Source organism: Streptomyces aurantiacus JA 4570 (genome assembly GCF_000414115.1).
Taxonomy (GTDB): domain Bacteria; phylum Actinomycetota; class Actinomycetes; order Streptomycetales; family Streptomycetaceae; genus Streptomyces; species Streptomyces aurantiacus_A.
The window spans coordinates 55018-67879 of sequence record NZ_AOPZ01000067.1 but is presented as its reverse complement, the minus strand read 5'-3'; the positions used below and the strand labels follow the sequence as shown (position 1 = coordinate 67879).

The window sequence follows — 12862 nt, the reverse complement described above, 5'->3', positions numbered from 1 at the left end:
GGGGTCGCACGCGCCGTACACGGCACCTCGTGGGCTACGTCTCCTGAGCCGTGAACTCCACCGGCAGCCGATCGAGCCTGGCCTCCCAGGAGGAGGCGGTGACCGTGAGGTCCTCGGCCGCGGCCGCCAGCCTCAGCCCGTGCAGCCGGTGGATCAGGACGTCGACCGCCGTCTCGATGATGGCCTGGCCCACGCCTTGTCCCGGGCACTCGTGGGAGCCGCCGCTGAACGCCAGGTGGGCCTTGTTGCCGTGCAGGGCCGTCGTGACGTCGGGCCGGACCTCCGGATCGCGATTGCCGGCCGCCAGGCCGAGGACCAGCAGATCGCCCGCCTTGACCTGCTGGCCGCCGAGCTCCAGGTCGGCCGTGGCGAACCGCCCCGGGCAGACGGCCAGCGGCGGGGTGTTCCACATGACCTCTTCGACGACCGCCGAGATGTCGAGACGGCCGCTCACCACACCGGCCATGTGGGACGGGTGCGTGAGCAGCAGTTGGAGCACCCGGGCCAACAGGTTGCTGGTCGTGGTGTGCGCGGCGATCAGGACGAGCCGCAGATGGCTGAGGACCTCTCCCTCGTCGAGACCCGCGCGGTGCTCGAGGAGGCCGGTCGTGAAGTCCGAGCCCGGCTCGGCGCGCTTGCGCTCCGCGAGCTCACCGAGGATCTTCATGATCCGGTCGTTGTGTGCCAGCGCCTCCTCGCCCCCCTTGATCACCTGGGCGCAGGAGACGGCCAGCTGCCGCCCCTCCCCCTCCGCGAGCCCGAACAGCCTGGTCAACACGAGCATCGGCAGAGATTGGGCGTAGTCGGTCACCAGCTCGGCCCGCCCGGCGGACACGAAGGCGTCGATCTGCTTGTTGGCGAAGTGCGTGACGTGGCGTCGGATGCCGCGGCCCGCGGTCGCCTGCAGGTTGTCCGTCACCGCGGCGCGCAGCCGCCGGTGCGCCTCGCCCTCCTGGGAGACGCAGTCGGGGCGCCACCCCACCATCTGGATCAGCGGGGACGACTCCTCGATGCGGCCCTCCTTCCAGTCCCGCCAGATCCGCGAGTCCCGCGTGAACTGCCGCGGGTTCTCGAGAACCCGGCGGTTCTCCCGATAGCCGAGCACCAGCCAGGCGTGCACGTCGCCCTCCAGCAGGACGGGGGCGACCGGGCCGTGGTGCTCGCGCAACCGCTCGTAGACGCTCTGGGGGTCGGTCGACGCGTCAAAGCCGTACAGGCGGGTGAGGGAGTCCTGCCCGCCGTGCGCCACGGGGCAGCCCGAGGTGGTGGCCTCCTGCGGGGCGGCGGACGGGCCGGTGGGCCTGGGGGCGTTCATCGGGGCTCCAGAGTGGCCGCCGAGCGGTCCTTCAAGTGGTGGATCAGGGCGATGAGCACGTCACGGCTCGACGCCCGGTCCCGGGCGTCGCACGTGATGATCGGGGTGTGCCGAGGTACGTCCAGGGCGTCCCTGACCTCGTCGATCGGATGTTCCTTGGAATCGGGGAAGACGTTGAGGGCGATGACGAAGGGCACGTTCTGCCGCTCCATCTCCTCGATGGCCCGGAAGCTGGCGGCGAGGCGCCGCGTGTCCACCAGGACGACCGCGCCCAGGGCGCCCTTGAACAGGCCGTTCCACAGGAACCAGAAGCGTTCCTGCCCCGGCGTGCCGAAGAGGTACAGCACCAGTTGGTCGTTGATGCCGATCCGCCCGAAGTCCAGGCTGACCGTGGTCTCCTGCTTGTCGGCGATCCCGATGAGGCGGTCGACGTCGGCACTGGCCTGGGTCAGCGTCTCCTCGGTGGTCAGGGGCCTGATGTCGCTCACCGAGCGCACCATGGTGGTCTTTCCGGTGCCGAAGCCGCCGGCGATCATCACCTTGACCGAGCGGCTTTCGGCGGGCAGGGCGCCGGGTGCCGCCGGCTGGTCCGGACGGTCAAAGCCTTTCCAGGCCACTGAGTACCTCCTCAAGGAGCGCGAGGTCCGGCCCGCGACCGGATGCGGAAGAAGCCGGAATGGGGTCACGGGCCTCCACCCGGCCCGCCGCCAGCAGGTCGGTCACCAGCACCGCGAGAATGTTGAACGGCAGCCCGAGATGGGCGCCCAGCTCGGCCACCGACAGCGGATCGCGGCACCGGCGCACGATCTCCTCGTGCTCGTGCTGCATGCCGGGCTCGGGCGCGGCACGCGAGACGATGAGCGTCGCCACGTCGAGCCCCGCGGCCGGCCCGTCCGGTCCGCTGCGGCCGCCGGTGAGGACGTAGTAGCGCTCCAGGCCGGAGGGGTCGGCGGGCCGCTGGGGGCCGCTCATCCAGCCTGCTCCTCCCGGCGCGGAGTGGTGCCGAGCAGCTCACCCATCCTGCGGGCCAGGTCCCTCATCTGGTGACCGAGCAGCCCTTGGTCGAGGCCCTCCTTGGCCAGCACCCCGAGGTACGTCTCCACGCCCGCCCGCACCACGAACAGGTGCCCGCCGTCGACCTCGATCATCGCTAGCCGCAACTGGCCGCCATAGGCGGGGAACTGCTCGGCGACAGGCTGGGCCAGGGCCTGGAGGCCGGCGACCACGGCGGCGAACCGGTCGACGTCGTCCGGGTCGTCGGCGCCGTACGACGTGATGGCTTTGCCGTCGCTCGACGCCACCAGAGCGAAACGGATCTCCTGGATGCTGTCGGTCAGATCGCGCAGGGCCCAGCTCACGTCGGTCTCGTGCTGCGTCATGTGGCTAGTCCTTATCTTCCATGGATTCCATGGCTTCCGTGGATTCCCTGGCGTCCATGGAGGCCGTGGCTTCCGTGGACGCCGTAGCTTCCGTGGCTTCCGTGCGGGGCTCGTCGGCCGCTCGGCCGGCGGTGGCGAAGGCCGCCAGACCGGTGAACGACGCGTCCGGCGGCACGACGGGTTTGGCCACGGCCGCCGCCGGAGCGGCTTCCAGGTCCCCGGCCGCGCCCGTGGATCCGCCGCGCGGGGAGCTCCTGCGCCGCTTCGGCAGTCCTCCCGGAGTGGTGTCGAGGTCGGCCGCGGAGGCGTCCTGCGAAGTCGGCTCCGGCATCGGGGCAACGCCCTCCCGCGGCCCGGTCGGGGCGGACGCCACCTGCGGGCCGGGCACGGAGGAGGCCGGCAGCGGGCTGAAGTATTTATGGGGTACGACCACGACGACGGAGGTGCCGAGCCAGGGCGAATCCGCGAACGTCACCCTGATCCCGTACCTGCGGGCCAGCGTGCCCACGACGCGCAGGCCGAGGTGCGCGTCCTCGGACAGGCCACCGAGGCCGGGGCCCGCCGCCACGCCGTCGAGGGAGTCAAGGGCCTGCTGCTTCTTCTCGTCGCTCAGGCCCTTTCCGGCGTCCTGGATCTCGATGCCCACTCCGTTGGGCACCTCCTTGCCGGACACGATCACCGGCTCGGTGGGCGGCGAATAGCGCGCCGCGTTGTCCAGGAGGTGCGCGAAGATCAGCGTGAGGTGGTCCACCAGGCCGCCGTCGACGCCGAGTTCGGGCAGGTGGCGGACCTGTACGCGGTCGAAGTCCTTGATGCGTCCGATGCCGCCGCGCAGCACGCTCAGCAGACGCTGCGGCTCCTGCCACTGACGTCCCGGCCGGTCCGTGCCGCCCAGGACGCCGATGCTGGCGGCCAGACAGTCCGCGGGGCCGATCGCCTGGTCCAGTTCCATGAGCCCCTGGGCGATCACGGGCGAGCGGCCGTGTTCGCCCTGCATTTCGTGCAGGCGGCCGCGGATCTTCCCGGTCAGTACGTGCAGCCTGCTGCCGATGCTGATGACGGCGTGCTCGGCCGACGTGCTGCGGTTGAACTCCTCCTCGACGGCGATCAGGCCGGTGCGGAGAACCTTGCGCAGTGCCTTCCTGAACTCCGGTGACACATCGGTCTCTTGGGTCAGATCCGGCAGGACGTCGTCGATCGCCTCACCGGCGCGCAGCCCCTTCAGGGCCGTGGGCAGGAAGTCGTCGCTCAACCGGGTGACCAGTTCCTGCTGCCGGTTCAGGCGCCACTGCCATGCCTTGACCTCGTCGGCGAGACGGGCCTCGACGGCGGCACGCTGGGCCGCGTGCTCGCGCTCCAGCGCGGCGACGTGCTGCTGCCACTGCTGGGCCTGCTCGATCCGGACCGCCTGTGTCTCGGCGGCCGCGCGACCCAGTTCCGCCCGCGAACGCAGCAGCAGGCGGACGCACAGCGAGGCGGTCGCGGTCGCGCCGAGGCCCGCGAGGGCCAGGGGGACGCGCGTCTCACCGGAGTCGGCGACCGCGGTGGCGACCGTGCCCGCTCCCAACCCGAACGGCAGCAGCCACCAGGCGCGCCAGGTCTTTGATCCTTGGGCCGCCGCCGGTGGCGGAGTGGCAAGTTCCATCTGCATCCTCAAACCAACGCGATCGAACAGGAGACAACCAGCACATGGCCGCGCCCGGGTACCGGAAGCGCGCCCGGAATCGGCGCCGCCCTCCTGGTCACCTGCGTGTTCCCCCCATACGTAAGCGCGACGGCACGGCACGCCGCGACGCACAGCAATCACGTCAACACGCCACGCCGTCACGGAGCTTATCGGGTGAACGGGGATGTGGATCAACCTGCTCCGGTCCGTCCTACCGAGCAGTAGGAGGACTTTCGGCCGAGAACATACGGTGGCCGCGCGGAGCTGCGTTCGCCGGCTGAACCCATGTGCCATGAGGTCTCGCGGGGCTTTCCGGCGGGCGTCAGCGCCTACTTCAGAGGGCGGCCACTGGGCGAGAGGTCTGATTCACCATGGAGTGTGCGTCCGCAAGCTTGTCCATTTCCAGGCGGTCCCGCGCGGACGGGCGCTACCGTGCGCGGCCAACTCGGGCCGGACAAGGGCGGATACGGACACCCTGCCGCAACCTCCCGCCGTGTCCGGCCCTCACGGCCCGTACTCGACCAGACCTGTGGGCGCCACCACCCGCCGCGGCGGCATCGGCGCGACCGGCCCATCGTCCGCCTTCTCCCCGCCCGCCGGCGCCGCGCACCCGCCCCTCCGTTCCCGTATCCGCTCCACCAGCAGCCTCCCCGCCGTACGCCCCAACTCGTCGCTGTCGTAGGCGACGAGGGTGAGCGGCAGGCCGAGGGCGTCGGCGAGCTCGAAGTCGTCGAAGCCCGCCAGGGCGGTGTCCGTCCCGGTGGCGCGGATGGCGCGGAACGCCCCTATGGTGTTGCGGTTGTTGGAGCAGAACAGTGCCGTCGGCGGGTCGGGCAGGGCCAGGAGCCGGGCGGCGGCGCGCTCCGCCTCGGCCGGTTCGGTCTGGCCCTGGCTCACCAGGCGGGTGTCGGCGGGCAGGCCCGCGTCCGCGAGGGCGGCGGTGTAGCCGCGCAGCCGCTCCGTGCCGGTGTAGACGGCGGGCGGTGAGCCGAGGAAGCCGACGCGGCGGTGGCCGCGCGACAGCAGCCGGGCCGTCGCGTCGCGGGCGCCGCCGAAGTCGTCGACCAGGACGCAGTCGGCGTCGAAGCCGTCGGGCGGGCGGCTGGCGAGGACCACGGGCACACCCTCGGACGCCGCGGCGGCGAGGTGGCGCTGGTCGGAGCCCGCGGGCACGGCGATGATGCCGTCGACGCGGCGGGCCACCAGGTCGGCCACCAAGTCCCTTTCGCCGTCCAGGTCCTGGCCGGTGTTGCCGATGACCGTCTTCAGGCCGTCGGCCGCCACGACGGAGTCCACGCCGAGCGCGAGCCGTGAGTAGAAGGGGTTGGCGAGGTTGGTGACGACCAGGCCGACGAGGCCCGTGCCGCGGCCCAGGCGGAGGCTGCGGGCCACCACGTTGGGCCGGTAGCCGAGTGCGGCGGCCGCCGCGCGGACGCGGTCGCGGGTCGCGGGCAGCACGCGCGGGTCGTCGCGCAGCACGCGCGACGCGGTCATGGCGCTGACCTCGGCGCGCTCGGCGACGTCCCGGAGCGTGGGGGGCTGCCCGGCCCTGGAGTCCCGCCGAATGGAGTCCCGCCGTTCGGGCATGGGCTCGCGTTCCTTTCGCTCGCGGGCGACGCGTCGACTCGTACACCGCTGCCGTTCTCGCGGGGCGCGGTGGCTTGTGCTCCCCTATCGTCCCCGCAGGGCGCGGTGGCTTGCGCTCCCCTATCGTCCCCGCGGGGCGCGGCGGCACGCACGCCCCGATCGTCCCCACCGGGCGCGACGGCTCGCACGTCACAACGCCCGCACCTCGCGCCGGTGCGGGCCGGGCGGCTCCCCCACCGTGCGGGCGACTCCCCCGCCGTGAAGGCTCACCCCAAGTTCGTGTACACCCCCGCCCCCACGAGCCCCGCGCCCTCCCCCAGCGCACCGACGCGCAGCGTGACCGGAGTATCCCCCAACGCGCCGCGCAGCGGGGGCTCGACCAGGTCCCAGGAGCGGGCGAGGCCGCCGCCCACCACGAGTGCCGTGGCCGCGAAGTCCCGCAGGTGCGGGGCGAGGGCCCGGCCGAGCGCGGTCAGGGCCTCGTCCAGGACGTGGGCGGCGCGCGCCTCGCCCGCACGTGCCCGCGCGGCGATGTCGGCCACCTCCGCGTCCCGGTCCCCGTACCGGGCGAGGAGTGCCCGCCGAGACACCACGTCCTCCAGCGGCCGCCCCTCGGCCTTCAGCAGGTCGACGCGGCCGAGCGGCGGCACCCCCGGCCCGTCCCGGCGGACGTCCCCGTCCACGAGGAACGCCGAGCCCACGCCCGTGCCCAGCGTGATGCCGACGCAGCGCCGGTGCCCGCGGGCGGCGCCCGCCGACCACTCGCCGAGGGCGAAGGCGTGCGCGTCGTTCAGGAAGACGGTCCGGGAGGGGCGCGGCCACACGCCGTCGAGGAGGACCGAGCCCACGTCGATGCCGTACAGGTCGTCGAACTTCCCCACGCCCTCGAAGCGCGCGACGCCCTTGTCGTAGTCGAAGGGGCCGGGCACGGCGACGCCCCACACCGCGCCCGCGGGGGCGTCGATCTGCGTGGCGCAGCGGACCACCGTGCCGAGGACCTGCTCGGCGGTGCCGCGCGGATTCAGGGTGCGGTGCGCGCGGCGCAGCACCCGCGCCCGGCCCGTGTCGACGAGCGCGGCGGTCACATGGCTGCCGCCGATCTCGAGGACCGCCCTCATGAGCGGCCCGCGTCCGGACGGGCCACGGCGGAGCGGCCCGCCGCCGAAGAGCCCGTGTCCGCCGACAGCCGCACCAGCGCCTTGACCACCTTCGCGCCCCCGCCCCGCGCGGCGATCCGGTAGGCCCCGACGGCCGCCGGCACCGTCAGCGTCTCCGCGTACGCCAGCGCGTGCCGGTCGCCCGCCGCCGCCTCGATCTCCACGCCCTCGCCCTCGACGACGTTCAGTACGTGGAAGCGGCCCGCCGTGTCGTCGTCGGCGACGGCGCCCGCGTCCAGGTCGTAGCGCCGTACCTCGTAGAACATCTCGTCGAGGGCGCCGATGACCTCCTCGTGCCAGCCGTCCCCGGAGCGCAGGAGGCGGGGCTCCTGGACGAGTTCGCGGGCGACGGCCTCGCCGCGGCGGCGGGTGTCGAGGTTGGCGAGGCCGTGTTCGTAGGGCAGTTGGCGGGGGCGGCCGTCGGCGTCGGGGCGCAGCCAGTCGTAGAAGCGCAGGCTGTAGAGGTAGGGGGTCGCGCTGATCTCCAGGACGAGGTTGCCGGCGCCGCTGGCGTGCGGGGTGCCGGCCGGGATCATGAAGAGGCGGCCCTGTTCGGCGGGGAACGTCAGGACGTGGTCCGCGGGGTCCATCGGCACGCCGTCCTTGGCTGCCTCCTCGACCTCCTTGCGGAACAGGTCGATGTCGGCGTCCTCGCGCAGCCCGAGGAACACCCGGGTGCGCGGGCTGCCGAGCGTCATGTAGTACGTCTCGTGCTGGGTGTAGGGCCAGCCGAACCGCTCGCGCATGTACCGCTCTTGGGGATGGCAGTGGACCGACAGGTCACCGCCGTCGACGGTGTCCAGGTAGTCGAAGCGGATCGGGAAGGACGTACCGAAGCGGGCGTGCGCGTCCGCGCCGAGGACCTCCTCGGGGTGCAGGACGCACAGGAGCTGGAAGGGGATCTCGGCCTGGAGCCCGGGGCCGGTCCCGATGAGGACGCCCGCTTCGGGGGCGATGAGTTCGTAGCCGAGAGCCGTGTTGCGGGCGCCGGGGTTGAAGCCGAGCGCACGCTGGGCCCAATGTCCGCCCCAGGGCGTCGAGTTGAAGTACGGCCTGGTGCGTACCGGCTGCCGGGCGAGGGCGGCGAGCGTGGCCCGCAGGCCGGGCCCGTCGACGTACACGGGACGGTCCGGCTCCTGCGTGTCGAGCCAGGCGTCGACGCGTGCGGCGAGGGCGTCGCGGTGGCGGTCGAGCATCGGCCAGTCGACATAGAACAGCCGCCGCAGGTCGGGGGCCGCGTCGGGCAGCCCGAGGTTGCGTCCCGTGCCCGCGGCGACAGCCGCCTCCGCGTGCCGCTTGGGTACGTCGGCGTACCACAGGACGTCGTGCGGTACGAGCGAGGCGCCGGGGCCGTGCACGAGCAGCAGGCCGTCCTGGGGCCCTTCCCCGCACGGGAGTTGGTCGAAGAGGTCGCTCAGGGGGTTGGTGGCGAGCTTGCAGTAGTAGGGGTCACCGATGCCGTCGTCGGTGCGGTGGCGCACGTCGTGGGGGGAGGCGTAGTGCGCCTGGACGTCCAGAGTCCGTACGGGCACGGCGAGGTGCTCGGTCAGGCGGGCGGCCAGGTGGGGGAAGTCCACCGACGGCGGCCCCTCCACGGCCAGCGTCGCCGGACCGTCGGGCAGGTGCGCGGCCACGGCGGGCCAGCCGGAGGCCATCACGGCCCCCGGCGCCGGGCCGTAACGCGGGTCGAGCCGGTACACACATTCTCCTTACCGCTGACAGCCCCTCAGGGGCGTACGAACAGCACCGCCGCCGTACCGAGGGCGGGCACGTCGACCATCACCTCCCCTTCCGCCAGCGACAGTTGGTCCCCACGGCCGCCCAGATAGCCCGCCCGGTACGCGGCGCGCGCCGGGAAGCCGATCCGGACGGCGCACTCCACCCGCTCCTCGGCGAAGGACTGCAGCCGCAGCAGGGTCTCGCCCGCGCGGGGCGTCGTGGCGCCGACCAGGCGGATCCGGGGGTCGGCCAGGCGGACGAAGGAGTGGCCGGCCGGGGCGTCTCCCCCTGCCCCCCGGGCCCGGACCGCCCGCAGTGGCCTGCTCCACGCCGCCGCCGTCCGGGTCCCGAGCCCGGACGGCGTCGGCGCGCACGCGAGGCTGTAGCGGAAGGTGAACTCGAAGCCCTGCTCGCTGGGGAAGTTGGTGTCCCACAGGTTGTTGTGGATCCAGGAGTAGACGGTGGCGGGCTCGTCGTGGCCCATCGTCTTCGGGAACGGCGCGTAGGGCAGCGCGACGTTGCCGAACTGCACGAGCGGCGCGTCCTGCGTGGACCAGGCGACCGCACACCCCTCGTCCGCGAGGGTCACCCAGCGGCGCACGGCCCGCATGTGGCGCGCGGATCCCGGCACCACGGGCAGGCCGGTGCCGGTGACGCCGCCGGATGCCTCCATGCGGACGGCCGGGTCGTCGAAGGCGAAGGGGAACGCGAAGTAGGCGCTCTCCTTGCCCAGGGTGCGGTCCTTGTCCAGGCGGTTCTCGATGTCGAGGCGCGGCACGCCGCGCGGCAGGGTCAGGGTGACGCGCAGCCGGTTGGCGCCGGCGGGGCGCGTCTCGTACGTGAGCGACTCGGCGGTCGCCGTGGAGGTGCGGGCGATCAGCGCGGCGGGCGGGGCGACGGACCGCTTCCCGAGGTGTTCGAGGCGGTCGGAGGCGGTGGTGCGGCTGGAGTTGTGGTTGAAGGCTCCGGAGGTGGTGTAGCTGTCGTGGAAGTAGCCGTTGAAGCCGACGACCAGGTCCGTGCGGACGAGTTCACGGCCGGTCGACTTGTCGATGACCGAGGCGACGCAGGCGTGCGCCAGGTCGACGCGGACCGTGAGGTGTTCGTTCTCCAGGAGGGTCGGCTCGGGGTGGGCGAGGGCCCGCGCGGCGGTCTCGGCGGGGTCCTCGCGTTCGGTGCCGCCGGTGGGGTTCCAGCCGGTGGCGGCCTTGACCACGGTGGTCCCGCCCGCGTCGGGGGCGGCCTTGTCGTCGGCGGTGACGTCGAGACGTACCCAGCCGGCGGCCGGCACGTCGTCCACGCGCAGCACGAGGAACCGCCCGGCGTCCCGGTGGTCGTCGTTGCTCTGCGGCCGTTCCTCGTGGGTGAGCCGGGCTCCCGTGCGGGCGTCGCGCACGGCCACCGGCTGTTCCAGGGGCACGCTGCTCTCCGGCAGGAAGATCCGTACGACGTCGGTGCGCGGCCAGGAGCAGGTGTTGACCACGTGGTACGTCGCCAGGGCGCCCGGCGTGGCGGCGAGCCGCTGGCCGAGGCGGGCGCTCGCCCGGTGCAGGAGGGCGTTGCCGTCGTCGTGGGCGCGCAGCGCCTGCCCGTACTTCCAGTGCCACTGGTGCTCCCCGGAGTGGCCGCCCTCGTCGCCGTGGGTCCACGGGTCGCCGGCGCCCCAGGTGTGCTCGTCGAAGAGCGACACCGCTTCGTAGACCCCGGCGGCGTCACGCGTGTCGTCCTCGGCCCCCGTGGCGTCGAGGAGGGCGGCGAACGTGCCGATGGTCTGGGCGTCGGCGACCACGGACTGGGCGGTGCGGGCCAGGGACAGCGGCCTCGCGCCCGCGCCCACGCCGTCGACCCACCAGTCGGTCCAGTCGCCCTCGAAGGTCGCGATCTCGCCGCCGAGCCTGGCCTCGGCGTCGCGGAAGAAGTCCTCGTTGCGGGAGAGCCGGAGACGGGGGAACGCCCAGGTCTCGTTCCAGCGGCGCACGGTGTCGGCGATGACGCGGCGCGGCGGCGCGTTGTCGCCGAACTTGCCCTGGACGCGCAGGTGCAGGACGTCCCAGGGGTAGGGCTCGCGTTTGATGTCCTCCTTGTCCATGGCCCAGCCGAAGATGCCGCCCGGGTAGGGGTAGGGGTGGCTCGCCAGGGACGTCAGATAGGCGGGCAGCAGGTCGTCGACGTCGGCGTACGCGGTGTCGAAGCCGAGCAGCGGGCCCTCCATGTACGCGAGGCCGTGCGGGGTGTCGGTCATCCACACCAGGACGCTGTTGCCGCTGGGCGCCCGCCAGCGGAACAGCCGCGGCAGTTTCTCGCCGCCGACCAGGTGCGGCACCGAGCGGCCCGCCCAGTTGTGCGCGACGGAGAGGTACTCGACGCCCGCTCCGGCCAGCGCGTCCACCAGGCCCACGACCGCGCCCGGCACATCGGTCTGCATCGCGGAGGTGAAGCGCACCCCGTAGCGGTCGCGCATGTCGCGGGCCGGGCGCAGCAGTTCGTGCAACTCGTCCGTGGAGCAGGTCTCGGTGTGCAGGTTGAACGGCAGCGCCGTGAGCTCGATACGCCCCTCCCCCACCCGGCGTATCAGCTCCGCGACCTGCTCCACGGGACGAGAGTCCGCCCACTGCCGGAAGGACCACAGCGACTCGACGCACCAGCGGAACCGGGACTCTTCCGGCCAGTCGTCCGTCGCCCGGGTCAGCTCCAGGCAGGAGTCGAGGAAGGACAGGTGCTCGTTGAGGACCTGCCCCTGCGGGTCGGTGTATCCGATGTCGAGGTGCGAGTGGTGCACCAGGTGGATGGTCCACTGCCGCTGCGGTGTGAGGGGTACGGTGATGCCCTCGCCGCCGCCCGGCAGGCGCACGGTGACGCGGGTGGGCGTCTCGACGGCGGGCAGCAGCAGCCGCACGGAGTGGCCGGGGCCCGCGACGCGCTCGGTGCGCAGCGCCGCCCCGGACTCCGTCCGCACCTCCAACTCCCCCGGAACGGCTGCCCCGTTGACGGGCTCGACGCGCAGCGACTGCAGCAGGGCGCCGTCGGCGGCGTACCGCATCAGAGGCTCCTCGGAGAGCCGGAGCACGCGGCCGTCGAGCGTGCCCTCGGCGCCGGCCACCGAGGCGCGCAGGCTCGCGCGGATCCGGTCGTTGTCCCAGTCGGTGGTGCGGACCAGGGCACGTGTCGTCATGCGGATCTCTCCCGGTGGTCGTGGGTCAGCGGGTGGAGGCGGTGATGCCGCGCAGGAACAGGCCGCGGAACACCAGGAAGAGCAGGAGCGTGGGTACGGACACGACGAGGGCTCCGGCCAGGATCACCGGGGGGCCGCTCGACGCGTACGACGCCTTGAGGGTGGTCAGGGCGGCCATCACCGGCTGGACGTCGCCGCTGCGGCTGAGCGTGATGCCGAGCAGCAGGTCGTTCCAGACGGCCGTGAACTGGAAGATGAAGGCGGCGCCCAGGCCCGCCCGCATCAGCGGCAGGTGGATGCGCCAGAAGATCCGGGTGAAGGACGCGCCGTCGATGAGGGCGGCCTCGGTGAGCTCCGGCGGCACCGTGGTCATCTGATTGCGGATCAGGAAGAACGCGAACGGCACCGCCCAGGCGACGTACACCAGCATCAGGCCGAGCCGGGTGTCGTACAGGTTGGCGTCCGCGTACAGGCCGAAGAGCGGCGCGAGGAAGATCTGGAGCGGGAACAGCGTCCCGGAGTAGATCAGCCAGAACCAGAACGCCGGCCGGGGAATCGGCAGGACGACGACGGCGAACGCCGCCATGGCCGCGACGAGCACGGCGACGAGGCCGCACACAACGGCGTACAGCAGCGACGCCTCGAAGCTGTCGCCGATCCCGGCCTTCTCCCAGGCCGTCTCGATGTTGTCGGCGAGGGCGAAGCCCTGGACGGTCCAGTCCGGCTTGCCCGCGTACTCGGTCGCCGGGGTCAGCGCGTTGACGACGAGCAGGTACAGCGGTACGAGCCAGAGCACGACGCATCCGGCGACGAAGAGGGGGCGCGCCGCGCGTGCCGAGCGGTGCACGGCGCGGTCCATCACGTGAT

The 12862-nt window shown here is 72.9% G+C and carries 10 protein-coding genes; all 10 read right to left on the bottom strand.

Annotated features, from left to right (window positions below; genetic code table 11):
* Nucleotides 1-34: 34 nt before the first annotated feature.
* The 10 genes from STRAU_RS08810 to STRAU_RS08765 all read right to left on the bottom strand — a co-directional run bounded on the left by STRAU_RS08810 (nucleotide 35) and on the right by STRAU_RS08765 (nucleotide 12854).
* A complete protein-coding gene (locus STRAU_RS08810) occupies nucleotides 35-1315 on the bottom strand; it encodes a cytochrome P450 (protein ID WP_016639921.1) in 1281 nt (426 codons plus the stop codon).
* Nucleotides 1312-1932, bottom strand: coding sequence for a GTP-binding protein (locus STRAU_RS08805; protein ID WP_016639920.1), 621 nt, complete (start codon nucleotides 1930-1932; stop codon nucleotides 1312-1314). The genes STRAU_RS08810 and STRAU_RS08805 overlap by 4 nt, the downstream gene beginning before the upstream one ends.
* Nucleotides 1913-2287, bottom strand: a complete 375-nt coding sequence (locus STRAU_RS08800; protein ID WP_016639919.1) for a DUF742 domain-containing protein — start codon at nucleotides 2285-2287, stop codon at nucleotides 1913-1915. Before STRAU_RS08800 ends, STRAU_RS08805 begins: the two co-directional genes overlap by 20 nt.
* Nucleotides 2284-2694: a roadblock/LC7 domain-containing protein gene (locus STRAU_RS08795; RefSeq protein WP_016639918.1), complete on the bottom strand. Its 411-nt coding sequence runs from the start codon at nucleotides 2692-2694 to the stop codon at nucleotides 2284-2286. The genes STRAU_RS08800 and STRAU_RS08795 overlap by 4 nt, the downstream gene beginning before the upstream one ends.
* Nucleotides 2695-2698: 4 nt before the next feature.
* Nucleotides 2699-4339, bottom strand: coding sequence for a sensor histidine kinase (locus STRAU_RS08790; protein ID WP_037658263.1), 1641 nt, complete (start codon nucleotides 4337-4339; stop codon nucleotides 2699-2701).
* 525 nt (nucleotides 4340-4864) lie between these two features.
* A complete protein-coding gene (locus STRAU_RS08785; protein WP_016639916.1) occupies nucleotides 4865-5947 on the bottom strand; it encodes a LacI family DNA-binding transcriptional regulator in 1083 nt (360 codons plus the stop codon).
* 266 nt (nucleotides 5948-6213) lie between these two features.
* The gene (locus tag STRAU_RS08780; protein WP_016639915.1) at nucleotides 6214-7065 is read right to left on the bottom strand and encodes an ROK family protein; all 852 of its coding nucleotides are present in this window, start codon (nucleotides 7063-7065) and stop codon (nucleotides 6214-6216) included.
* On the bottom strand, nucleotides 7062-8804 hold the full coding sequence (locus STRAU_RS08775) for a class I mannose-6-phosphate isomerase (protein ID WP_016639914.1): 1743 nt from the start codon (nucleotides 8802-8804) through the stop codon (nucleotides 7062-7064). The genes STRAU_RS08780 and STRAU_RS08775 overlap by 4 nt, the downstream gene beginning before the upstream one ends.
* A 26-nt stretch (nucleotides 8805-8830) precedes the next feature.
* Nucleotides 8831-11995, bottom strand: a complete 3165-nt coding sequence (locus STRAU_RS08770; RefSeq protein ID WP_016639913.1) for a glycoside hydrolase family 38 N-terminal domain-containing protein — start codon at nucleotides 11993-11995, stop codon at nucleotides 8831-8833.
* Between the two features lie 25 nt (nucleotides 11996-12020).
* Entirely contained in the window at nucleotides 12021-12854 is an 834-nt protein-coding gene (locus tag STRAU_RS08765) for a carbohydrate ABC transporter permease (protein ID WP_016639912.1), read from the bottom strand.
* Nucleotides 12855-12862 lie beyond the last annotated feature (8 nt).

Bases quoted from the DNA above. Each gene is read 5' to 3' on its own strand.
- STRAU_RS08810 (WP_016639921.1), bottom strand. From the start codon at position 1,315: ATGAACGCCCCCAGGCCCACCGGCCCGTCCGCCGCCCCGCAGGAGGCC.
- STRAU_RS08800 (WP_016639919.1), bottom strand. From the start codon at position 2,287: ATGAGCGGCCCCCAGCGGCCCGCCGACCCCTCCGGCCTGGAGCGCTAC.
- STRAU_RS08795 (WP_016639918.1), bottom strand. From the start codon at position 2,694: ATGACGCAGCACGAGACCGACGTGAGCTGGGCCCTGCGCGATCTGACC.
- STRAU_RS08790 (WP_037658263.1), bottom strand. From the start codon at position 4,339: ATGGAACTTGCCACTCCGCCACCGGCGGCGGCCCAAGGATCAAAGACC.
- STRAU_RS08785 (WP_016639916.1), bottom strand. From the start codon at position 5,947: ATGCCCGAACGGCGGGACTCCATTCGGCGGGACTCCAGGGCCGGGCAG.
- STRAU_RS08780 (WP_016639915.1), bottom strand. From the start codon at position 7,065: ATGAGGGCGGTCCTCGAGATCGGCGGCAGCCATGTGACCGCCGCGCTC.
- STRAU_RS08770 (WP_016639913.1), bottom strand. From the start codon at position 11,995: ATGACGACACGTGCCCTGGTCCGCACCACCGACTGGGACAACGACCGG.
- STRAU_RS08765 (WP_016639912.1), bottom strand. From the start codon at position 12,854: ATGGACCGCGCCGTGCACCGCTCGGCACGCGCGGCGCGCCCCCTCTTC.